Below are 22,524 nucleotides of genomic sequence, written 5' to 3'. Positions count from 1 at the left end.
CTTTTTTCCGCGCTCACCACCCAGAGCGGGAGCGGTCACGACGCCGCCTCGTTTATTTTCATTGAATTTTCCAGGCCGCGAAGGCTAGTGTGTGATCCGATAGACCGAAACAGATTTCAGGACCGGTGAACCACTTCAGAAAGTATTGCAGCCTCTCTCCCTTTTTTGAACGATGCCCCGCATCGCAACGACCACGCAAACCCGTTCAAGAACGGCGCATAAAGAGCGCGCAATGCCTTTGGCGGTCCTCGGGATGCTGAAGGAAAAGTCTTATTTTTCATAATATTAAGCCCTCCAACTTTCCGCGAAAATTGCTGTTGCCACGCCTCCATATCGATGCATAAACTGGCATCAGCAAAGGCAACACGGATCAACCTCTCAGACCCTCTCCTCCCACCAAGGTGCTGACCGACCAATGATCAATAATCTCAACGCCGCCGATCTTCCCCGCCCCGCCCCGCGCAGTTCCAACCCGGAAATCATGGCAGCGGAAATCATCGAGCGACTGACTTACCGTATCGGCAAGGACGTCAAGGTAGCCAAGCCGCATGACTGGCTGACCGCGACCATTCTCGTCGTTCGCGACCGCATCATCGACAAGTGGATGGAATCCACCCGCAAGGCCTATGCCAACAATTCCAAGCGCGTTTATTATCTGTCGCTGGAATTCCTGATCGGCCGCCTGATGCGCGACGCCATTTCCAATATCGGCCTGATGCACGAAATCCGCGACGCGCTGTCCTCGCTCGGTGTCGATCTCGACGTTATCGCCGGGCTGGAGCCGGATGCCGCACTCGGCAATGGCGGCCTTGGTCGTCTCGCTGCCTGCTTCATGGAATCCATGGCGACCGTCGACATTCCCGCCTATGGTTACGGCATTCGTTACGTGCACGGCCTCTTCCGCCAGCAGATGGCGGATGGCTGGCAGGTGGAACTGCCGGAGACCTGGCTGGCACACGGCAACCCCTGGGAATTCGAGCGCCGCGAAAGCTCCTATGAGATCGGCTTCGGCGGATCGGTGGAGACCATCGGCGGCTATGAAGACCCGCAGCGTTTCGTCTGGAAACCGGCCGAACGCGTCATCGCCATGGCTTACGACACACCGGTCGTCGGCTGGCGCGGCACCCGCGTCAACACCCTGCGCCTGTGGTCGGCGCAGCCGATCGACCCCATTCTGCTCGCCGCTTTCAATGCCGGCGATCACATCGGCGCATTGCGCGAGAGCAACAAGGCGGAAAGCCTGACACGCGTTCTCTACCCTGCGGATGCGACGCCGGCCGGCCAGGAACTGCGCCTGCGGCAGGAGTTCTTCTTCTCCTCCGCCTCGCTGCAGGACATTCTGCGCCGCCATCTGCAGCAATATCCTGATTTCACATCACTGCCGGACAAGGTTTCAATCCAGCTCAACGACACACATCCGGCCATTTCTATCTGCGAAATGATGCGCCTGCTGTGTGATGTGCATGGCCTTGAATTCGATGACGCCTGGAAGATCACGCAGGGGACTTTCTCCTACACCAACCACACGCTTCTGCCTGAAGCGCTGGAAAGCTGGCCGGTGCCACTGCTTGAGCGTCTTCTTCCAAGACATATGCAGATCGTTTATGCGATCAACGCCAATACGCTGGTCTATGCCCGCAAGGAAAAGAAGATGGCGGATCAGCAGATCCGTTCGATCTCTCTCATTGATGAAGGCGGCGAACGCCGCGTGCGCATGGGCAACCTCGCCTTCATCGGCTCGCATTCGATCAACGGCGTTTCTGCCCTTCATACCGAACTGATGAAGGAAACGGTGTTTGCCGACCTGCACGGCCTCTACCCCGATCGTATCAACAACAAGACCAACGGCATCACGCCACGCCGCTGGCTGATGCAATGCAATCCCGGCCTGACAGGACTGGTGCGCGAAGCGATCGGTGACGACTTCCTCGACGATGCGGAAAAGCTCACCGCGCTCGACCGCTTTGCCGACGACGCCGGTTTCCGTGAAAAATTCGCTGAAGTGAAGCGTCTGAACAAGGTGCGCCTTGCCAATACGGTGGCGCAACGCATGGGTATCCGTGTCGATCCTTCGGCCATGTTCGACATCCAGATCAAGCGCATCCACGAATATAAGCGCCAGCTTTTGAATCTTGTCGAAACGGTAGCGCTTTACGACCAGATCCGTTCCCACCCGGAACTGGAATGGGTACCGCGCGTTAAGTTCTTCGCAGGCAAGGCGGCGCCGAGTTATCACAACGCGAAGCTGATCATAAAGCTTGCCAATGATATTGCCCGGGTCATCAACAACGATCCGGCCGTGCGCGGGCTTCTGAAAGTGGTGTTTATTCCGAACTATAATGTCTCGCTTGCGGAAATCATGGTTCCCGCCGCCGATCTCTCGGAACAGATTTCGACCGCTGGCATGGAAGCATCCGGCACCGGCAACATGAAATTCGCACTGAACGGCGCGCTCACCATCGGCACGCTCGATGGCGCAAATGTCGAAATGCTCGAACATGTCGGCGCTGAAAACATCGTCATCTTCGGCATGACGGCGGAAGAAGTCGCAAAGGCGCGGGCCGAAGGTCACAATCCCCGTGCGATCATCGAACAGTCCGCGGAATTGTCGCAGGCGCTGTCGTCCATTGCGTCAGGTGTGTTCTCGCCCGATGACCGCTCGCGTTTTGCCGGCCTTATTGACGGTATATACAATAGCGACTGGTTCATGGTCGCTGCCGATTTCGACGCCTATGCCGACGCGCAGCGCAAGGTGGATGCGATCTGGAGCGACCAGGATAGCTGGAACACCAAGACAGTGCGCAACACGGCGCGTATGGGCTGGTTCTCGTCCGACAGGACGATCCGGCAATATGCCACCGAGATCTGGAGAGCCTGATGAAAAAACCGCTCAATTCGGCCGAAGAGAAAAAGACTGGCGAAATCACGAAGGCTGAAATCGAGGCGATCAAGAGCGGTTTGCACTCCAATCCCTTTGCCCTTCTCGGCGTTCACGAAACGCCGGAAGGGTTTTCCGCCCGCTGTTTTATCCCGGGCGCTGAAGAAGTGTCCGTCCTGACATTGGACGGAAATTTCATTGGCGAACTAAAGCGGCTCGATCCGGAAGGTTTTTTCGAAGGTCCGGTCGAGCTTGCATCGCGCCAGCCGGTGCGTTACCGCGCCGGCCGCGACGATGCCGAATGGGCAGTGACCGATCCATACAGCTTCGGCCCGGTTCTTGGACCCATGGACGATTATTTCGTCCGTGAAGGCTCGCATCTGCGGCTCTTTGACAAGATGGGCGCGCATCCTCTGAAGCTCGAGGGCGTCGAGGGTTTCCACTTTGCCGTCTGGGCACCCAATGCGCGGCGCGTTTCTGTAGTCGGCGATTTCAACAATTGGGATGGACGCCGGCATGTGATGCGTTTCCGCAAGGATACCGGCATCTGGGAAATCTTCGCGCCCGACGTCTATGCCGGTTGCGCTTATAAATTCGAAATTCTCGGTGCCAATGGCGAGCTCCTGCCGCTGAAGGCCGACCCTTATGCCCGGCGCGGCGAGTTGCGGCCGAAAAACGCCTCCGTCACCGCACCGGAACTGGCTCAGAAATGGGAAGATCAGGCTCACCGCGAACATTGGGCGCAGGTGGACCAGCGCCGCCAGCCGATCAGCATATACGAGGTTCACGCCGGTTCCTGGCAGCGCCGCGAGGACGGCACCTTCCTCAGCTGGGATGAACTGGCCGCGCAGCTCATTCCCTATTGCACAGATATGGGCTTCACTCATATCGAGTTCCTGCCGATTACCGAACACCCCTATGACCCCTCCTGGGGTTACCAGACGACCGGCCTTTATGCCCCGACCGCCCGTTTCGGTGATCCGGAAGGTTTCGCGCGGTTCGTCAACGGCGCTCACAAGGTCGGCATCGGCGTCATCCTCGACTGGGTGCCGGCACATTTCCCGACTGACGAGCACGGTCTGCGCTGGTTTGACGGCACGGCGCTTTATGAGCACGCCGATCCGCGTCAGGGTTTTCATCCCGACTGGAACACGGCCATCTATAATTTCGGCCGTGTTGAGGTGATGTCCTACCTCATCAACAATGCGCTTTATTGGGCCGAAAAATTCCATCTCGACGGCCTGCGTGTCGATGCGGTCGCCTCAATGCTTTACCTCGATTATTCCCGCAAGGAAGGCGAGTGGATTCCCAACGAATATGGCGGGCGTGAAAACCTCGAATCCGTCCGCTTCCTGCAGAAAATGAATTCGCTCGTTTATGGCACTCATCCCGGCGTCATGACCATTGCGGAAGAATCCACTTCCTGGCCGAAAGTCTCCCAGCCCGTTCATGAAGGCGGCCTCGGTTTCGGCTTCAAATGGAACATGGGCTTCATGCACGACACGCTGAGCTACTTCTCGCGTGAGCCGGTGCATCGCAAGTTCCACCATCAGGAACTGACCTTCGGTCTGCTTTACGCCTTCACCGAAAATTTCGTGTTGCCGCTTTCCCATGACGAGGTGGTGCACGGCAAGGGATCGCTGATTGCCAAAATGGCGGGCGACGACTGGCAGAAATTCGCCAACCTGCGGTCCTATTACGGTTTCATGTGGGGTTATCCCGGCAAGAAGCTGCTGTTCATGGGCCAGGAATTCGCGCAATGGAGCGAGTGGAGCGAAAAAAAATCGCTCGACTGGAATCTGCGCCAATATCCCATGCATGAGGGCATGCGCCGCCTCGTGCGTGATCTTAACCTCACCTATCGTTCAAAACCCGCTTTGCACGCCCGCGACTGCGAGCCGGAAGGTTTCCGCTGGCTGGTGGTCGAGGACCACGACAATTCCGTCTTCGCCTGGTTGCGCATGGCGCCCGGTGAAAAACCGGTGGCAGTCATCTGCAATCTCACCCCGGTCTACCGGGAAAGTTATTATGTGCCGCTGCCCCAGGCCGGGCGGTGGCGGGAGATTCTCAACACCGATGCCGAAATCTATGGCGGCAGCGGCAAGGGAAATGGCGGACGCGTTCAGGCGGTCGATGCCGGCGGAGAAATCGGGGCGATGCTCGTCCTGCCGCCTCTGGCGACGATCATGCTTGAGCCGGAAAACTGACAGACAGAGAGGGAGGACACCATGTCGGAAAAAAGAGTTCAGCCACTGGCACGTGATGCAATGGCCTATGTCCTCGCAGGCGGCAGAGGAAGCCGCCTGAAGGAGCTGACGGACCGCCGGGCAAAACCCGCCGTCTATTTCGGCGGCAAGGCGCGCATCATCGATTTCGCGCTCTCCAACGCGCTCAATTCCGGCATTCGCCGCATCGGCGTCGCCACGCAATACAAGGCGCATTCGCTCATCCGCCACCTGCAGCGCGGCTGGGACTTTTTCCGCCCCGAACGTAATGAAAGCTTCGATATTCTGCCGGCCTCGCAGCGCGTGTCCGAAACGCAGTGGTATGAAGGCACCGCAGACGCCGTCTACCAGAACATCGACATTATCGAGCCCTATGCGCCGGAATACATGGTCATTCTCGCCGGCGATCACATCTACAAGATGGATTACGAATACATGCTGCAGCAGCATGTCGATTCCGGTGCCGACGTGACGATCGGCTGCCTTGAAGTGCCGCGCATGGAAGCGACCGGCTTCGGTGTGATGCATGTGAACGAAAAAGACGAGATCATCGACTTCATTGAAAAACCGGCCGATCCGCCCGGCATTCCTGGCAATGAAGGTTTTGCGCTCGCCTCCATGGGCATCTATGTCTTCCACACGAAATTCCTGATGGAAGCGCTGCGCCGCGACGCCGCCGACCCGACTTCCAGCCGCGATTTCGGCAAGGATATCATTCCCTATATCGTCAAGCACGGCAAAGCCGTCGCCCACCGCTTCGCGGATTCCTGCGTGCGCTCGGATTTCGAACACGGGCCGTACTGGCGCGATGTTGGCACCATCGATGCCTATTGGCAGGCCAATATCGACCTGACGGACGTGGTGCCGGACCTCGACATCTACGACAAATCCTGGCCGATCTGGACCTATGCGGAAATCACCCCACCGGCCAAATTCGTGCATGACGATGAGGATCGTCGCGGTTCGGCCGTGTCGTCGGTCGTCTCGGGCGACTGCATCATTTCCGGTGCGGCCCTCACGCGCAGCCTGTTGTTTACCGGCGTGCGCGCCAATTCATACTCCCGCCTTGAGAATGCCGTAGTACTGCCGAGTGTGAAGATCGGGCGTCATGCCCAGCTCAGCAATGTCGTCATCGACCATGGCGTGGTCATTCCGGAAGGACTGATTGTAGGAGAAGACCCAGAACTGGATGCCAAACGTTTCCGCCGCACGGAAAATGGCATCTGCCTTATCACCCAATCGATGATCGACAAGCTGGACCTGTAGAGCCCATGAATGTCCTTTCGGTTTCATCCGAAATCTATCCCCTGATCAAGACCGGAGGGCTCGCCGACGTTGTCGGCGCGCTCCCCATCGCGCTCGAAGCCCACGGCGTCAAAACACGGACATTGATACCCGGCTATCCGGCGGTGAAAGCCGCCGTGACGGACCCCGTCAAATGTTTCGAATTTACCGATCTGCTCGGTGAAAAAGCCGAGGTGCTCGAGGTACGGCATGAGGGGTTGGATCTCCTCATCCTCGATGCACCCGCTTATTACGAGCGGTCCGGCGGACCTTATCTCGACCAGACCGGCAAGGATTATCCAGACAATTGGAAGCGCTTCGCGGCACTGTCGCTCGCGGCAGCCCGCATTGCCGCCGGCGCGCTTCCCGACTGGCGGCCGGATATGGTGCATGCCCATGACTGGCAGGCTGCCATGACACCGGTCTATATGCGTTATGCGCAAACGCCGGAGATTCCGAGCCTTCTCACCATCCACAACATCGCCTTCCAGGGTCAGTTCGGCGCCAATATCTTCAGCAAGCTGGCACTGCCCCCACATTCCTTCGGCATGGAAGGCATCGAATATTATAACGATGTGAGCTTCCTGAAGGGCGGCCTGCAGACGGCAACCGCACTTAGCACCGTCAGCCCGTCCTATGCCGAGGAGATCCTCACCCCGCAATTCGGCATGGGCCTGCACGGCGTCATCGGCAGCCGCGCCCATGTGCTGCACGGCATCGTCAACGGCATCGATGCCGATGTCTGGAACCCGGCGACAGACCATCTGATCCACGACAATTATTCGGCCGCCAATCTCAAGAACCGCGCGCTGAACAAGAAGGCGGTCGCTGAGCATTTCCGCATCGATGACGACGACAGCCCGCTTTTCTGCATCATTTCCCGCCTCACCTGGCAGAAGGGCATCGACCTCATGGCGGAAGCCGTGGACGAGATCGTTGCTCTCGGCGGTCGTCTTGTGGTGCTTGGCGCAGGCGAAGTGGCGCTGGAAGGCGCGCTTCTGGCGGCCGCATCCCGTCACCATGGCCGCGTCGGTGTTGCCGTTGGTTATAACGAGCCGCTGTCGCATCTGATGCAGGCGGGCTGTGACGCGATCATCATTCCCTCGCGTTTCGAGCCCTGCGGGCTTACCCAGCTTTACGCGTTGCGTTACGGCTGCATTCCGGTTGTCGCCCGCACCGGCGGCCTTGCCGACACGGTGATCGACGCCAACCACGCCGCCATCGCCAATAAATCGGCGACCGGCGTGCAATTCTCGCCCGTCACGCTTGACGGTCTCAAACAGGCGATCCGCCGGACCGTGCGTTATTATCACGACCCGAAACTTTGGACACAAATGCAGAAACTCGGCATGAAATCCGATGTTTCCTGGGAAAAAAGCGCCGGTCTTTACGCCGCGCTTTACAGCCAGCTTATTTCGAAAGGCCATTGAAACAATGATCAAGACCGTTCAGACCAAGCCCTATCAGGACCAGAAGCCGGGCACTTCAGGCCTGCGTAAGAAGGTGCCGGTTTTCGCCCAGGAAAATTACGCCGAGAACTTCATCCAGTCGATCTTCGACGCGCTTGAAGGTTTTCAGGGCCAGACGCTGGTGATTGGCGGCGACGGCCGTTATTACAACCGCGAAGTCATCCAGAAGGCGATCAAGATGGCCGCCGCTGCCGGTTTCGGCAAGGTTCTGGTTGGTCAGGGCGGCATTCTTTCCACGCCCGCCGCCTCCAACATCATCCGCAAATACAAGGCCTTCGGCGGCATCGTGCTTTCCGCCAGCCACAATCCCGGCGGCCCGAACGAAGATTTCGGCATCAAATACAATATCGGCAATGGTGGCCCGGCACCGGAAAAGATCACCGACGCGATCTATGCCCGCTCCAGGGTCATCGACAGCTACAAGATTTCCGATGCCGCCGATATCGATCTCGACAAGGTGGGCAGCTTCAAAGTCGATGAGCTGACGGTCGAGGTGATCGATCCAGTCACCGATTACGCGGCGCTGATGGAAGAACTGTTCGATTTCGGTGCGATCCGTGCGCTGATTGCCGGTGGTTTCAAGGTCGTGGTCGATTCCATGAGCGCCGTTACCGGCCCTTATGCCGTAGAAATCATCGAAAAGCGCCTCGGCGCGCCGAAGGGCTCCGTCCGCAACGCAACGCCGCTGCCGGACTTCGGAGGCCATCACCCCGACCCGAACCTTGTCCATGCCAAGGAGCTTTATGACGATGTCATGAGCCCGCAGGGTCCGGATTTCGGCGCGGCTTCCGATGGCGACGGCGACCGCAACATGGTCGTCGGCAAGGGCATGTTCGTCACGCCATCCGACAGTCTCGCCATCATCGCCGCCAATGCCAGACTGGCACCCGGTTATGCCGCAGGCATTTCCGGCATTGCCCGCTCCATGCCAACAAGTGCGGCAGCGGACCGTGTCGCCGAAAAGCTCGGGCTTGGCATGTATGAAACGCCGACCGGCTGGAAATTCTTCGGCAACCTCATGGACGCCGGCAAGGTGACGATCTGCGGCGAGGAAAGCTTTGGCACCGGCTCCAACCATGTGCGTGAAAAGGATGGCCTCTGGGCCGTGCTTTTCTGGCTGAACATCGTCGCTGCCCGCAAGGAAAGCGTAAAAGACATCGTCACGAAGCACTGGGCCGAATATGGCCGCAACTATTATTCCCGCCATGACTATGAAGAAGTGGATTCGGACGCCGCCAACACGCTGGTCGCCACCCTGCGCGAAAAACTCGCCACGCTCCCCGGCACCAGCTATGGCAATCTGAAGGTCGCGGCTGCGGATGATTTCGCCTATCACGATCCGGTCGATCAGTCGGTGAGCAAAAATCAGGGTATCCGCATCCTGTTCGAGGGCGGTTCGCGCATCGTGCTGCGCCTTTCCGGTACCGGCACGGCAGGCGCGACGCTCAGGCTTTACGTGGAGCGTTACGAGGCGGATGCGGCCCGTCATGGCATCGAAACGCAGGAGGCACTCGCCGACCTTATTGCCGCTGCCGATACGATCGCCGGTATCAAGGCCCATACCGGCCGCAACGAACCGAGCGTTATTACCTGAAGTTGCCGCGGCGCTTGTCTCTTCCGGGAGAGAGGGCGCCGCGCAATAGGATGGCATCTGGCAAGGCAGACTATAGGGGTGACACACCCTTCGCCACATTCGGCATCATCCTCGGGCTTGGCCCGAGGATCCATGGTGCAGCCGGGTTGTGGGTCCCTCGGGTCAAGCCCGAGGATGACGCAGGAGAGGCTCCAGCCCTCTAACCCTGCGGACGCGTTTGAGAAGAGACGATATTCTATCGGAGAGAGACCATGCAGAACCCACCCGTTTTCCCCAAAGGCGCAACCCAGACGGAAAACGGAACGGAATTCACGGTCTATTCCCGGCACGCTTCCCAGATCGATCTTTGCCTTTTCGATGCAGCCGGTGAAAAGGAGACCACCCGCCTGCCCATGAAGCGCGGAGAGGATGATATTCACCGTTTGACGGTGGCAGATGCCGGTTCTGGCACGCGATATGGCTACCGCGCCCACGGAATTTACGCCCCCGAACACGGTCTGTGGTTCGACCCATCAAAACTGCTGCTCGACCCCTATGCCATGGAGATCGATCGCCCCTTCCGCCATGATCCGGCGCTATACGCTTTTGGCGAAGACACGGGCGGCATCATGCCCAAGGCGATCCTTTCGCAATATGAACCGCTCAAACGCCAACCGTCGCTTTTTGCCGAAGGCGGGCTGATTTACGAACTCGCGGTCAAATCTTTCAGCAAATTGCATTCCGAGGTGCCGGAAAACATCAGGGGCACCGTCGCGGCGCTGGCCCATCCCGCCATAATCGCGCATCTGAAAAAAATCGGCGTGGATGCCGTGGAGCTGATGCCGATCACTGCCTGGATCGACGAGCGGCACCTGCCGCCACTCGGCCTTTCCAATGCCTGGGGCTACAATCCGGTCGGCTTCATGGCGCTCGATCCGCGCCTCTGCCCCGACGGCGTGCGGGAATTACGCAACACGGTGGCCGCGCTGCATGCGGAAGGTATCGGCACCATTCTCGATCTCGTCTTCAACCATACGGGTGAAAGCGATATTGAAGGCTCGGTTTTGTCATTGCGGGGTCTCGATAATCTTACCGCCTTCCGACACCCGTCCGGAGAGCCGGGCGTGCTTGTTAATGATACCGGCACCGGCAATACGGTTGCCTGTGACCACCCCTATGTGCGCCAGCTCATCATCGATGCGCTCAGGCATTTTGTCGTGAATGCCGGTGTGGACGGCTTCCGTTTCGATCTGGCACCCGTGCTCGGTCGAACCGCCAATGGCTTCGAGATGGCCAGCGAAACGCTTGCGGCCATGCATTCGGACGCAGTGCTTCACGACCGTGTGCTGATCGCCGAACCATGGGATATCGGTCCCGGCGGTTACCAGCTCGGCAATTTTCCCGAGAGCTTTCTGGAATGGAACGACCGTGCCCGTGACGATATGCGCCGGTTCTGGCGCGGTGATGCCGGAACCACAGGGGCGCTCGCCGATGCATTGTCCGGTTCGTCGCCGATCTTTTCACGCCATGGCCGCTCAAAAAGCCGCAGCGTCAATTTCCTTGCCGCCCATGACGGCTTCACGCTGTTCGATCTCGTCAGCCACGAACACAAGCACAATGAAAAAAACGGCGAGAACAATCGCGACGGCCACAATGAAAACCATTCCTGGAACAATGGCGTCGAAGGCCCAAGCGATGATCCCGCCATTGTCGCTGCGCGCCTTGCAGATGTGAAGGCGCTGCTGTCCACGCTTTTCGTCAGCCGCGGCGCGTTGATGCTGACCGCCGGTGATGAGGGCGGCCGCAGCCAGCAGGGCAACAACAATGCCTATTGTCAGGATAATGAGATCAACTGGGTCGACTGGTCGTCGCTTTCCCCGGAACTGATTGATCACACCGCGTTTCTTTCCGCATTGCGCAAACGCTTCGGCGTCTTTTCGCAAACCGCATTTTTCTCCGGCAAGGACGATGTGGCATGGCTTGCTCCCGGCGGCGAACCCATGACGGTGTCGGACTGGGAAAGGCCGGACGGACCGGCCTTCGCCATGGTGCTTTCCACCTCCGATCATGAGAGTGGAAACGATGTCGAACTCGCCGTGCTCATCAACCGCAACCGCGAGATCGTGCCCTTCACCTTGCCCGGCAATGGTTGGAAAGCTATCGGCACGGATTTCGGCAATCCGGCTTTCCTGCCTGCCCGTTCGGTGGTGTTTTATCTGCGCGGTTGATCGCCTGGCCCTCGCACCCTTATATGGCGGGCGACGCAACCGGAAAGAGACAAGATGGCAAAGGACATAGGGCTGGCGGAGATTAAGAGTCTCGTCGGCACGGAAATGGGCGTTTCCGACTGGATCGTTGTAGATCAGACGATGATCGACGCTTTCGCAAAGGCAACTTTGGACGAACAGTTCATCCATACCGACCCGGAGCGCGCCAAAGCGGAAAGCCCGTTTGGTGGCACCATCGCGCATGGGTTCCTGACGCTGTCTCTGCTTTCGGCGCTATATTATGACGCCGTGCCCCCTATTCGCGAGCAGACGATGGGCCTCAATTACGGCTTCGACGCCGTCCGTTTCGTCGCGCCGGTTAAATCTGGTGCGCGGGTGCGCGGCCGGTTCATCCTGGCGGAAGCCCGCTTTCGCGGCGCCGCCATGCTGATGACGACCTATGACGTGACGGTGGAGATTGAAAACGAAAGAAAGCCGGCGCTTACCGCCCGCTGGACGACGATCACCCAGTTCAATCCGGAGGACAGGCCGGAGGATATCTGACCCACGGACCAAGGGAGAGACCGCATGCATGATGAAGCCGTAAGAAATGCGTTTCTCGTTCAGGCAAGGGCTTGCGACAGCCTCGGCTCGCCCTTTACCGCACGGCTTTGCCGCGCGGTCTCGGCGCGGCTGGACCGCCAGACGGAAGTGGGCCGGAAAATCCTCTCCTGGCCGGGTGATGTTGGCCCCTCCGGTGATTCCGTGCCGCTGCGGCTGGCGGGCGCCCTGCATGCGCTTGCCATTGAGGACACGATCGCGCCGCTTGTCGATATAGCGCCTGAAAACGAGGACACGTTGTGGCAGGCCTGCGAAGATGCGTTGCGCTTTCACGCCGCCTTTATTCTCGATAGGTTGAAATCACCACCGCAGACCAACGAAGTGCGCCGTTCCGCAGTGCTGCTGCCGGGTTTTCTGACGATTGCAGCGCTTGCCGGCAAGCCGCTGGCGCTTTCGGAAGTTGGCGCCAGCGCCGGGCTGAACCTGCAATTCGACCGTTACCAGTATCGACTGGGCGACCTTGCATGGGGTGAGACGTCGGATGTCTTTCTCTCGCCGGAATGGCGCGGAAACGCTCCGCCGCTCGATCGTCGGATTGAGGTTATCGAGCGCGCCGGCTGCGATCTCAACCCACTCGATCCGTCGTCCGCCGAAGATCGCCTGCGGTTGATGTCCTATGTCTGGGCCGATCAGACCGACAGGCTGGAGCGAACGGCAGCGGCTCTACAGATTGCGGTGGAGAACGGCTTGCACGTCGAAAAGGCCGATGCGATCGACTGGCTGAAACGCCGCCTTGCCACACCACATTCGGGTGCCACCCATGTCGTCTACCATTCCGTCGCCTGGCAATATCTGCCGGATGCCTTGAAGCAGACCGGCGAAGCCTTGATTGCCGAGGCAGGCGCCCGCACCACACCCGAGGCTCCGCTTGCCCGCCTGCAGATGGAGGCGGACCAGACGCCGGGCAGCGCCGCGATTACCCTGCAAATCTGGCCAACCGGTGAGAAACAGGAAATCGGCCGCGCCGATTTTCATGGGCGCTGGGTGGATTGGCAGGGTTGGAAAAACCAGCCGAATTAAACCACCACGTCCTCAGCCGCCTCCTGCAGCAGCCCGCCGACATAATCGGCGAAGGAGCGCCAGCATTCCACCCGGAACGTATCATCCGCCGTGCGCAACAGCACCACTTCCGCCTTGCCAAAAACCGTGCGTGAGCAGGCACCCACCGGGAATTTTGCGACAGACAGATCCTGCGGGCAGCCGGCATTGAGCGCCGCTTCCGTGCCGGGACCGGAGACGATGACGGCCGTATTGCGGTGGGAAACGTCGGTTGCCGAGAACAGACCTGAGACGCCGGAGAGCACTGCCATCAGGTCGCTTTCGCCCTGATCGATCACCAGCCATTCATCCGGTCCGAGCCAGAGAGCGGAGCGCAGACCTGACGTAACGGCGCTTTTCGGGCTCGTGGGCAAGGAAAGACCAAGCGCTTCCGACAATGCCGGCACGGCGCTTTCCCGTGCGCGCAGCGACAGCCGTGATGCGGAAGCAGCAGGTTTTAACGAGACGAAGGGCGAGCCGCCATGGAAATCCTCAAGCACGGATTTGCGTTTTGCGTGAAGCATATCAGCCATTGAGACGGGCTCCTTCCTTGTCGAGGAAGACCATGTCGGTCACTTCGACGGCAATGGTTTTATCGGCGAGCGGGATATAAAGCGTTTCGCCCATGCGCGCCCTGCCATCCGCCACCAGCGCAAAGGCAATGGAATGGCCGAGATTTTCCGACCAGTAGGCGGAGGTGACATGGCCGAGCATGGTCATGGGTTTCGGCTGATTCGGATCAACAACGATCTGGCCGCCTTCTTCCGGGACGGTCAGCCTGTCCTTCGTCTTCAGACCCACCAGCTGCTTACGGCCGGAGCGTGTGAGATCGGGGCGCTTGAGACCGCGAATACCGACGAAATCCGTCTTCTTCTTGGAAACCGCCCAGTTGAGCCCGGCATCATCAGGCGTCACCGTGCCGTCGGTATCCTGCCCGACGATGATATAGCCCTTTTCAGCACGCAGGATATGCATGGTCTCGGTGCCATAAAGGCAACCGCCAACGGCTTCGGCCCTTTCCCGGATGGCAGACCAGACGGCTGCGCCGTAATCGGCCGGAACGTTGATTTCGAAACCAAGCTCGCCGGTGAAAGACACCCGGAAAAGCCGCGTCGGCACGCCGCAGAACTTGCCCTCGGCCACCGCCATATGCGGGAAGGCTTCCGGCGACAGATCGATGCCCTCGACGAAAGGCGCGATCACCTCGCGTGCCTTTGGCCCCTGCACGGCAATGACAGCCCATTGTTCGGTGGCCGAGGTCAGCCAGACGTTGAGATCGGGGAACTCGGTCTGGAGATAATCCTCCATGTGCTGCAGCACGCGCGGCGCGCCGCCCGTCGTCGTCGTCACATGGAAACGGTCCTCGGCAAGCCGGCCGACGACGCCATCATCATAAACGAAGCCGTCTTCACGGGTCATGATGCCATAACGGCAGCGACCGGGTTTCAGCGTATCCCAGGCGTTTGTGTAGATGAGGTTGAGGAACTTCGCCGCGTCAGGGCCGACCACCTCAATCTTGCCGAGCGTCGAGGCATCGAAGACCCCGACACTGTCTCGCACCGTCTTGCACTCCCGGTTCAGCGCTTCATGCATGTCCTCACCCGCGCGTGGGAAGAACCATGCGCGTTTCCAGTTTCCGACATCCTCGAACACCGCACCTGCTGCCGCCTCTTCATCGTGCATCGGCGTCTTGCGGGCCGGGTCAAACAGCGCGCCGCGCGAATGATTGATGAGTGTGCCGAAGGTGACCGGCGTATAGGGCTGGCGGAAAGTGGTGAGGCCGACCTTCGGCAAATCCCGACCCAGCGCTTCGGATGCGATGGCGAGCCCGTGCATGTTGGACATCTTGCCCTGATCCGACGCCATGCCATTGGTGGTGAAGCGTTTGATATGCTCGACGGAATGCATGCCCTCTCGCACGGCAAGGCGAATATCCTTGGCGCAGACATCATGCTGGAAATCGATGAAGGCCTTAACCCCGGTTCCTTCACCCGCGCCCTCGGCAGCGCCGATCATGCCGCCGGTCCAGCCACGGGCGTTCTCGCCGGAAAACTCCACAGCAGAACCGCCTGCGGCGACCGCCTCGGCAATCAGTGCCGAGAGATCATCCGTGCCGTTGCAGGCGCCTATGGAAACGCAGTCCTGCACATGGATATCGGGCAGGAAGCGCTGGTTAGCCGCGTCAAACTTCAGCTTGCCGCGCGATTGCGAAAACAGATGTACAGATGGCGTCCAACCGGCGGAAACCACAAGCGCATCGATGGAGATCTTGCGCTTGTTCGAGCCGCCATTGCGGCCAACGGTCATGGACGACACACGCAGGCGCCCGGCCGTATTATAAACGCTGTGGCCTGCCAGCACCTCTATGCCGAGAGCCCGCGCCTCGTCCAGCAACCGTCGATCCGGGTTCTCGCGGCAATCGACAATGGCGGCGATCTTCACGCCGGCCTTTTTGAGGTCGAAAGCCGTTTCATAGGCCGAATCATGGGCGGTGTAGACACCGACATTGTGGCCGACAGCCACCCCGTAATGGTTGAGATAGGTGCGTGCGGCCGATGCCAGCATGATGCCCGGACGGTCATTATTGGCGAAGACCATGTGGCGCTCGATCGCGCCCGCCGCCAGAACGACTTTTTTGGCGCGCACCTGCCACAACCGCTCGCGCGGCTGGTGTCTGGCGGGCGTGGCGAGATGATCGGTCACGCGTTCGGCCAGCGCCACGAAATTGTGGTTGTAATAACCGAAGGCCGTCGTGCGGGTCAGAACACGGACGTTAGGCAGGGATTTCAGTTCGGCGAGAACCTTCTGCGCCCATTCATAGCCGGGCAGGCCATCGATAACCGCCCCCGTGTCGAAGCGCAGCGCGCCGCCGATTTCTGCATTCTCATCCACCAGAATGACGCTGATGCCGGTTTTCGCCGCAGCAAGCGCCGCTGTCAGACCGGCAACGCCACCACCGGCCACCAACAGGTCACAATGGGCATAACGGGCGGAGTAATGATCCGCATCCGGTTCGCTCGGCGCTTTGCCAAGACCGGCAGCACGGCGGATGATCGGCTCGTAAATCTTGTGCCAGGCGGCCTTCGGCCACATGAAAGTTTTGTAGTAGAAACCAGCCGCAAACATCGGCGAAAGGAAGTCGTTGATCGCGCTGATATCGAAGGACAGCGACGGAAAGCGGTTCTGTGAGGCGATGATCGCGCCATCGAACACATCCTGCACCGTTGCGCGCACATTGGGCTGCTTGCGCATGCTGTCGCGTGAGACGTCGATCAGCGCATTCGGCTCTTCCGGCCCTGCAGACAGAAAGCCGCGCGGCCGGTGATATTTGAACGAGCGGCCGATCAGATGCACGCCGTTTGCGAGAAGCGCTGAGGCAACCGTGTCGCCTTCAAGCGCAGAGTAAATCTTGCCATCAAAGGTAAAGCGCGCGGTTCTGGCGGGCGTCAGGCGACCTGCACCCTTGATACGATAATCGCCGCTCATCGAGCCGCTCCCTTTTCTGCGGAAAGAACCGTCTCGGCATCCGGTTTTGGCTCACCAGCCTTGTAGGTCATCAGAAATTTGTCGCTGACGGAATCGCGGGCGGCGTTAAAGAACCGGCCGCAGCCATGGATATGCCGCCAGCGCTCAAAAACGAGACCCTTGTCATTGTCGCGGATGAAGAAATATTCGGCGAAAGCCTCGTCCGAGATATCGGCGATATTTTCAGGCCGCGCGATATGAGCTTCGCCCGCCCAGCGGAATTCCAGTTCGGAACGGTCTTCCCCGCAATAGGGGCAATGGATCAGAAGCATCGTCGTTCCACCTACAGAGAATTTTCCGGAAGGACGCTTCCGGCGGGTTGGTCACAGAGCCGCTTTCCCATTGCCACGAAGGGGGAAAGCCGCGTCAGAAGCTGCGCGAAATTATCGAAGGGACGTAGCGCCGAGGCCCGGCCCATATTGACGATGGCAACCGCCATCATGTCGGTGTCGATCGCGAAGGGATAGTCCTGCTCGCCATCCTCCTTCTCGCCGACGAAATAGACCATCTTGTCCGCGAGACTTGGAGCACACAGCAGCAGGCCTTTTTCCGCCACGAAAGGCCAGTCTTTCTCACCCTGCATCTTCGCAATTTTCTGGCTGCGAAAATCCTTGGCCTCGGGAATGATGCTGCCGACGGGCACGACCGCGGCCGCGCCAGACATATTGATCGCGAGCACAGCCGCCGCCAGCATCAATGCGCCACCGCGGCAGCGGCGGCCTCATCGATGAGCCGGCCGGTGCGGAACCGGTCGAGTGTCAGCCCGGCGGCAAGGCGATGCGGCTCGCCGCGGGCGATGAGATGAGCAAAGAGATTGGCGGAACCCGGTGTCGCCTTGAAACCACCCGTACCCCAGCCGCAATTAACGAAGAGGTTCGGCACCGGCGTCACGCTCTGGATGGCCGAACGGTCCGGTGTGTTGTCGGTAATGCCGCCCCATTGCCGCATCATCTTGACGCGACGGAATATCGGGAACAGCTCGCAGATGGCATCGAGCGTATGGGTGATGATCTGCAGGCCGCCGGTCTGAGAATAGGAATTATACTGGTCGGTACCCGCACCGATGACCAGCTCCCCCTTGTCAGACTGCGAAATATAGGCGTGAACCGTGTTGGACATCACGACGCAAGGGAAGATCGGCTTCAGCGGCTCTGACACCAGCGCCTGCAGCGGGTTGGAATGCAGGGGCACGCGCACATCCGCCATCTTCATGAGAACCGAAGAGTGGCCGGCGGCGGAAACGCCGATCTTCTTGGCACCGATGAAACCGCGATTGGTTTCGACACCCGTCACTGCCCCGTCCGGTCCGCGCCTGATGGCCGTGACCTCGCAATTCTGGATTATGTGCACACCGCGATCGGAGGCGGCGCGGGCATAACCCCAGGCCACCGCATCATGGCGCGCCGTGCCGCCACGACGCTGAAGTGCCGCGCCATTGATCGGATAACGCGCATTGCCGGAAATATCGAGCGGCGGGCAATAGGCCTTGGCCTGTTCCGGCGTCAGCCATTCATTGTCGATGCCATAAAGACGGTTGGCGTTGATGTGCCGGCTGAAGGACTGCCGGTCGTGAATATTGTGCGACAGCATCATCACGCCACGTGCCGAATACATGACGTTGTAATTGAGGTCCTGGCTCAGGCCTTCCCACAGTTTGAGGGAATGCTCGTAAATATCCATGCTCTCTTCATAGAGATAGTTGGAGCGGATGATGGTGGTGTTGCGGCCGGTATTGCCGCCGCCAAGCCAGCCCTTTTCCAGCACCGCGACATTGGTGATGCCGTGTTCCTTGGCAAGATAATAGGCCGCCCCCAGACCGTGGCCGCCGCCGCCGATGATGATGACGTCATAATCCTTGCGCGGCTCGGGTGATGCCCATTGCGCATCCCACCCTTTATGACCCCTGAGCGCCTCACGCGCCACGGCAAAAACGGAATATTTGCGCATTCGCAATCTGCTCCTCAAGAACCGGCCAGAAACCGGAAGCATAGTTCCGGCCCGTATCATACACATGGCAAATCGGGATGGGAGGCAATATCCATTTTGCGACGCCGCAATGCTTTTGTTTCGACATGGCGGCGAGAATGGCGGAGGGGTCGCATTTTAGCTGTTGTTTGCGGGTTGTCGGCTGGACTTGGCGTAAATGATCTGATAATGCACGACACCAATCGCACGGCTAAAAGGCCAAGCGAACGATTTTGTGTTTGCGTGCGAATGCCTTTATTCGCACAGCAAGATAACCAAACTAAAGGAACGGGTTTAACGTGCAGGTACTAGTCCGCGACAATAACGTTGATCAGGCGCTTCGCGCCCTCAAGAAAAAGATGCAGCGCGAAGGCATTTTCCGTGAAATGAAAATGCGTGATTACTACGAAAAGCCCTCCCAGAAGCGCGCCCGCGAAAAGGCTGAAGCCGTTCGCCGCGTTCGCAAGCTGGCACGCAAGCGCGCACAGCGCGAAGGTCTGATTGCGGCCCCGCGCGCGAGCCGTTAATAGGCCGTCTTTTGGACGTTTTTGAATGCTTGTTGGGCGGGGGCGATCAATTCGCCGCCGCTCTTTGTGTTTGTGGTCGGAGACAAATCGTGGGACAACGATTATGAGACCGGCCTGCGAGGGAACCCACACCGAATGATCGCTGTCGATGCCTGTGTTGTGAAAAACTCCGATGCCTCCACGCGCCGGGTGCCATTGAAAAACAACAGGGGGTTTCGCGCTTCTCTGGTCGTCTGCACCGTGCTTGCCGGTCTTTCCGGTTGCGCCACATCCAACCAGACGGAAGACGTGTTCAGGATCGACCGCGCCCAGGGTTCGCAGGAAAACATCGCCTCGCTCACCTCGGTCATCAACGCCAATCCGCAGGATCCGGAAGGCTACAATGTTCGTGGCTCGGCTTACGGCCGCGCCGGTGATTCCCGCCGCGCCATCGAAGACTTCAACAAGGCACTGCAGCTGAACCCGCGCTTCTACCAGGCTTATGCCAACCGCGCGCTCGTTTATCGCAACTCCGGTCAGCAGCAGCAGGCCCTGCAGGACTATAACGCCGCCCTGCAGATCAATGCGAGCTACGATGTGGCGCTGATCGGCCGTGGCAATCTTTACCGCCAGTCGGGACGGGTCAACGAAGCCTTCAACGACTTCTCCCGCGCCATCGAGCTTGAAACCACCGACGGACGCGCATGGCACAATCGCGGCCTGATCTACCAGCTGCGCAACCAGCACGCCCAGGCCATCGAGGACTTCTCCAAGGCGATTTCCCTGTCATCCACCTCGCCGGAACCGTATAACGGCCGTGGCCTCTCCTATGTCGCCTTGAACGACGATGAAAACGCCTTCGCGGATTTCAATCACGCCATTTCGCTTGATGGCAATGTCGCCGAATCCTGGGCCAACCAGGCGTTGGTCTATGAGCGCCGCGGCGAGATGGCCAAGGCCGCCAAGTCCTATTCCCACGCGGCGCGGCTCGATCCGAAATACAAGCCGGCGCTCGATGGTGTTGCCCGCACACGCGGCGCCAGCGCCTCCTGAAGCCAGACGGACACCAACAAAAAAGCCGGCGGAGCACAGCACCCGCCGGCTTTTTCATGAGAAAATCAAAGCCTCAATGGCTGTCGCGACGCGCCTCGGGGGCAGCATCGCCCGACCACAATTCGGCCTGCACCGCGTTTTGAAATTCCATGACCTCGCGCCGCATGGCGGCGTCCTCATAGCCTAATCCCGTCAGATAGGCGGCCAGCTCACGGCACTCCCTGCGCCAGAAATCATTCGCCTCCACACCATGCAGACGGTCAAGCATGGCTGCACACCGTTTTACGTCGGCAATGCGGTTCTTTGCCGGAAAGGCGATTACTTCTGAACTCGTCGTCACGCGGGCACCCTGCTCTTCGAGGAATCAATACCGACTTTTTAAAGGCGAGATGGTTAACGAAGTCTGCAGGGCGGCGGCGACAGCCCGCAATAGCCGGTCAAAGAGCGATTCTATGCCTGTCCGAAGCCAGAAACCGGGTTTCAAAACAGACCCGACAGAGGGAAATCATCGATTACCAAGGAATTTACCAATCAAGATTACCGAAATTTCATGCTGCGCCAGATAGAAGAAGTATATGTGTGTTGAAACAACACCAGTCTCATCGTATATTTCTTGCAAAGAAAAAAAATGCCGCAGCGCAGCCAAAAACGGAGAAATCGTTCTCGGGAGGAGAGCACCATGTATGCACCTCGTGTCTTTTTCAGCATGATCGGTGCATTGCTTACCTTTGCGGTTGCTACATATTTCATTCACGGGTCGTTCTATACGGCGTTCATCCAGACCCTCATCTGCGCCGTCCTTCTGCAAGTCGGTTATTTTATTGTAATTCTGGTTCTGGTCGCCCGCGAAAAGCGCCGGTTGCGTGAGACATTCGCGCATGATCGCAGCGCTGAAACCATGACGGCCGAGACAGCCAAAAGCGCCCCGCCGCATGGCGCGAAACTGAGCGATATGTGAGCTTTCAAACATCGGCTTTTGTTGCGTCGCAAAAATATCGCTTGCATCCATATCCCTGACACTTTCTGCTGGCCAAATCCTGACGGTCGTCAAAGCATAAGGACATCCCATGGTGAGTGGTTCACAGCCCGTTTGCGTCATCATCGCTGCGAAAAATGCCTCCGAAACGATCGATATCGCCATCCGCTCCGCGCTTGTGGAGCCGGAGGTCGGCGAAGTGGTGGTAATCGACGATGGTTCTACCGATACGACAAGCGATGTCGCACATGCGGCCGATGACGGTACCGGTCGCTTGCGGGTGGTGCGCTTCGACGTCAATCGCGGACCTTCCGCTGCCCGCAACCATGCGATCTCGATTTCCTCTGCGCCGCTTATCAGCATTCTCGATGCGGACGACTTCTTTTTCAGAGGCCGTTTCACCGCCATGCTGGCCGATGACGACTGGGATCTGGTCGCCGACAATATCGCCTTCATCCAGCAATCGGTTCCGGGCGCATCCTCAATGCAGCCGGCGCGCTTTGAACCTGAGGCCCGGTTTCTGTCGCTTGCGGAATTCGTGGAAGGCAATATTTCCAGACCCGGCGTGGAGCGCGGAGAGACGGGTTTCCTGAAACCGGTGATACGCCGCGACTTTCTCGACAAACATGCGCTGCGCTACGACGAGGCCCTGCGGCTGGGCGAAGATTACGAGCTTTACGTTCGCGCGCTTGCCGCCGGTGCGCGTTACAAGGTCATCCGCCATTGCGGTTACGGCGCAATCGTGCGCGGCAATTCGCTGAGCGGACGTCACAGCACCGAGGACCTTCGCCGCTTATACGAGGCGGACAGGGCCATCCTTGCCGGCTGCAGGCTGTCCGCCGATGAGGCCGCGATCCTTCGAGAACATGAAAAACATATCCGCGCCAAATTCGAGCTTCGCCATTTTCTCGATGCGAAAAAGCAGAAAGGCATGGGCGGCGCGCTGACCCACGCGCTTGCGCGTCTGCCTGCCCTGCCCGCCATCACGCGCGGTATCCTGACCGACAAGACCGCGCGTTTCCGCAAGCCGTCGCAGCCGGTGCGGGATGTGCGATATCTTCTGGATGGCACGCCGGTTTCGTGAGGGAAGAATGGACTGGATTGGGCAACACCGCGCTCAATACTCTGACGTCATCCTCGGGCCTGTCCCGAGGATCTAATCACGTCGCATAAAATCGGTCGGCTGCGGATCCTCGGGACAAGC

General features: G+C 59.2%; 18 protein-coding genes. 12 read left to right on the top strand and 6 right to left on the bottom strand.

What is annotated here, in order from left to right; translation table 11 throughout:
• Positions 1-415: 415 nt before the first annotated feature.
• The 8 genes from PL640_RS17260 to PL640_RS17225 all read left to right on the top strand — a co-directional run bounded on the left by PL640_RS17260 (position 416) and on the right by PL640_RS17225 (position 13,277).
• Positions 416-2,878 carry a glycogen/starch/alpha-glucan phosphorylase gene (locus PL640_RS17260; RefSeq protein ID WP_271362782.1) on the top strand — a complete coding sequence of 821 codons (2,463 nt, stop codon included), beginning with the start codon at positions 416-418 and terminating at the stop codon, positions 2,876-2,878.
• A complete protein-coding gene (glgB, locus tag PL640_RS17255) occupies positions 2,878-5,085 on the top strand; it encodes a 1,4-alpha-glucan branching protein GlgB (protein WP_269701643.1) in 2,208 nt (735 codons plus the stop codon). Before PL640_RS17260 ends, glgB begins: the two co-directional genes overlap by 1 nt.
• Positions 5,086-5,106: 21 nt before the next feature.
• Positions 5,107-6,369, top strand: coding sequence for a glucose-1-phosphate adenylyltransferase (gene glgC, locus PL640_RS17250; protein WP_046801691.1), 1,263 nt, complete (start codon positions 5,107-5,109; stop codon positions 6,367-6,369).
• Between the two features lie 5 nt (positions 6,370-6,374).
• Positions 6,375-7,817, top strand: coding sequence for a glycogen synthase GlgA (glgA, locus tag PL640_RS17245; protein ID WP_271362781.1), 1,443 nt, complete (start codon positions 6,375-6,377; stop codon positions 7,815-7,817).
• Positions 7,818-7,821: 4 nt separating this feature from the next.
• The gene (locus PL640_RS17240; protein ID WP_271362780.1) at positions 7,822-9,450 is read left to right on the top strand and encodes an alpha-D-glucose phosphate-specific phosphoglucomutase; all 1,629 of its coding nucleotides are present in this window, start codon (positions 7,822-7,824) and stop codon (positions 9,448-9,450) included.
• A 251-nt stretch (positions 9,451-9,701) separates the two neighbouring features.
• Positions 9,702-11,657: a glycogen debranching protein GlgX gene (gene glgX / locus PL640_RS17235; protein WP_271362779.1), complete on the top strand. Its 1,956-nt coding sequence runs from the start codon at positions 9,702-9,704 to the stop codon at positions 11,655-11,657.
• Between the two features lie 54 nt (positions 11,658-11,711).
• Positions 11,712-12,200, top strand: coding sequence for a MaoC family dehydratase (locus tag PL640_RS17230; RefSeq protein WP_271362778.1), 489 nt, complete (start codon positions 11,712-11,714; stop codon positions 12,198-12,200).
• A gap of 24 nt (positions 12,201-12,224) precedes the next feature.
• Positions 12,225-13,277 (top strand): DUF2332 domain-containing protein, encoded by a 1,053-nt coding sequence (locus tag PL640_RS17225; RefSeq protein WP_271362777.1) that lies wholly within the window; start codon positions 12,225-12,227, stop codon positions 13,275-13,277.
• Here PL640_RS17225 and PL640_RS17220 read toward each other — a convergent pair.
• Genes PL640_RS17220 through PL640_RS17200 form a run of 5 tightly spaced genes read right to left on the bottom strand, consistent with a single transcriptional unit; the run spans position 13,274 to position 18,767 of the window.
• Complete coding sequence (locus PL640_RS17220) at positions 13,274-13,828, bottom strand: sarcosine oxidase subunit gamma (protein WP_271362776.1); 555 nt, start codon at positions 13,826-13,828, stop codon at positions 13,274-13,276. The genes PL640_RS17225 and PL640_RS17220 overlap by 4 nt on opposite strands.
• Positions 13,821-16,781 (bottom strand): sarcosine oxidase subunit alpha, encoded by a 2,961-nt coding sequence (locus PL640_RS17215; protein ID WP_271362775.1) that lies wholly within the window; start codon positions 16,779-16,781, stop codon positions 13,821-13,823. The genes PL640_RS17220 and PL640_RS17215 overlap by 8 nt, the downstream gene beginning before the upstream one ends.
• Positions 16,778-17,092, bottom strand: a complete 315-nt coding sequence (locus PL640_RS17210) for a sarcosine oxidase subunit delta (protein WP_137087356.1) — start codon at positions 17,090-17,092, stop codon at positions 16,778-16,780. Before PL640_RS17210 ends, PL640_RS17215 begins: the two co-directional genes overlap by 4 nt.
• Before the next feature lie 11 nt (positions 17,093-17,103).
• A complete protein-coding gene (locus PL640_RS17205) occupies positions 17,104-17,514 on the bottom strand; it encodes a hypothetical protein (protein WP_271362774.1) in 411 nt (136 codons plus the stop codon).
• Positions 17,514-18,767 carry a sarcosine oxidase subunit beta family protein gene (locus PL640_RS17200; protein WP_046801680.1) on the bottom strand — a complete coding sequence of 418 codons (1,254 nt, stop codon included), beginning with the start codon at positions 18,765-18,767 and terminating at the stop codon, positions 17,514-17,516. Before PL640_RS17200 ends, PL640_RS17205 begins: the two co-directional genes overlap by 1 nt.
• Before the next feature lie 317 nt (positions 18,768-19,084).
• On the opposite strand from PL640_RS17200, the gene rpsU reads away from it, so the two are divergent.
• Positions 19,085-19,312: a 30S ribosomal protein S21 gene (gene rpsU / locus PL640_RS17195; protein ID WP_006313768.1), complete on the top strand. Its 228-nt coding sequence runs from the start codon at positions 19,085-19,087 to the stop codon at positions 19,310-19,312.
• 135 nt (positions 19,313-19,447) lie between these two features.
• A complete protein-coding gene (locus PL640_RS17190) occupies positions 19,448-20,344 on the top strand; it encodes a tetratricopeptide repeat protein (RefSeq protein ID WP_142842476.1) in 897 nt (298 codons plus the stop codon).
• 73 nt (positions 20,345-20,417) lie between these two features.
• Here PL640_RS17190 and PL640_RS17185 read toward each other — a convergent pair whose 3' ends face one another.
• Entirely contained in the window at positions 20,418-20,684 is a 267-nt protein-coding gene (locus PL640_RS17185; protein WP_271362773.1) for a DUF6074 family protein, read from the bottom strand.
• A gap of 339 nt (positions 20,685-21,023) precedes the next feature.
• Between PL640_RS17185 and PL640_RS17180 the strand changes: the two genes are divergently transcribed.
• Together PL640_RS17180 and PL640_RS17175 are read left to right on the top strand one after the other, a co-directional pair.
• Positions 21,024-21,302 (top strand): exopolysaccharide production repressor protein, encoded by a 279-nt coding sequence (locus tag PL640_RS17180; protein WP_142842614.1) that lies wholly within the window; start codon positions 21,024-21,026, stop codon positions 21,300-21,302.
• A gap of 109 nt (positions 21,303-21,411) precedes the next feature.
• Complete coding sequence (locus PL640_RS17175) at positions 21,412-22,404, top strand: glycosyltransferase family 2 protein (protein ID WP_269701602.1); 993 nt, start codon at positions 21,412-21,414, stop codon at positions 22,402-22,404.
• The last annotated feature ends 120 nt before the right edge of the window (positions 22,405-22,524 follow it).

Source organism: Agrobacterium sp. ST15.16.024 (assembly GCF_027956545.1).
Classification (GTDB): domain Bacteria; phylum Pseudomonadota; class Alphaproteobacteria; order Rhizobiales; family Rhizobiaceae; genus Agrobacterium; species Agrobacterium cucumeris.
Note: the sequence above shows the minus strand (reverse complement) of the source record. Positions and strands in the feature narration are given on the sequence as shown.

What these genes read in the sequence shown, in the direction of transcription:
- PL640_RS17210 (WP_137087356.1), bottom strand. Translation starts at nt 17,092, where the DNA reads ATGCTTCTGATCCATTGCCCCTATTGCGGGGAAGACCGTTCCGAACTG.
- PL640_RS17190 (WP_142842476.1), top strand. Translation starts at nt 19,448, where the DNA reads ATGATCGCTGTCGATGCCTGTGTTGTGAAAAACTCCGATGCCTCCACG.
- glgA (WP_271362781.1), top strand. Translation starts at nt 6,375, where the DNA reads ATGAATGTCCTTTCGGTTTCATCCGAAATCTATCCCCTGATCAAGACC.
- PL640_RS17180 (WP_142842614.1), top strand. Translation starts at nt 21,024, where the DNA reads ATGTATGCACCTCGTGTCTTTTTCAGCATGATCGGTGCATTGCTTACC.
- glgX (WP_271362779.1), top strand. Translation starts at nt 9,702, where the DNA reads ATGCAGAACCCACCCGTTTTCCCCAAAGGCGCAACCCAGACGGAAAAC.
- glgC (WP_046801691.1), top strand. Translation starts at nt 5,107, where the DNA reads ATGTCGGAAAAAAGAGTTCAGCCACTGGCACGTGATGCAATGGCCTAT.
- glgB (WP_269701643.1), top strand. Translation starts at nt 2,878, where the DNA reads ATGAAAAAACCGCTCAATTCGGCCGAAGAGAAAAAGACTGGCGAAATC.
- PL640_RS17220 (WP_271362776.1), bottom strand. Translation starts at nt 13,828, where the DNA reads ATGGCTGATATGCTTCACGCAAAACGCAAATCCGTGCTTGAGGATTTC.
- PL640_RS17240 (WP_271362780.1), top strand. Translation starts at nt 7,822, where the DNA reads ATGATCAAGACCGTTCAGACCAAGCCCTATCAGGACCAGAAGCCGGGC.
- PL640_RS17205 (WP_271362774.1), bottom strand. Translation starts at nt 17,514, where the DNA reads ATGCTGGCGGCGGCTGTGCTCGCGATCAATATGTCTGGCGCGGCCGCG.
- PL640_RS17200 (WP_046801680.1), bottom strand. Translation starts at nt 18,767, where the DNA reads ATGCGCAAATATTCCGTTTTTGCCGTGGCGCGTGAGGCGCTCAGGGGT.
- PL640_RS17175 (WP_269701602.1), top strand. Translation starts at nt 21,412, where the DNA reads ATGGTGAGTGGTTCACAGCCCGTTTGCGTCATCATCGCTGCGAAAAAT.
- PL640_RS17230 (WP_271362778.1), top strand. Translation starts at nt 11,712, where the DNA reads ATGGCAAAGGACATAGGGCTGGCGGAGATTAAGAGTCTCGTCGGCACG.
- PL640_RS17225 (WP_271362777.1), top strand. Translation starts at nt 12,225, where the DNA reads ATGCATGATGAAGCCGTAAGAAATGCGTTTCTCGTTCAGGCAAGGGCT.
- PL640_RS17215 (WP_271362775.1), bottom strand. Translation starts at nt 16,781, where the DNA reads ATGAGCGGCGATTATCGTATCAAGGGTGCAGGTCGCCTGACGCCCGCC.
- PL640_RS17260 (WP_271362782.1), top strand. Translation starts at nt 416, where the DNA reads ATGATCAATAATCTCAACGCCGCCGATCTTCCCCGCCCCGCCCCGCGC.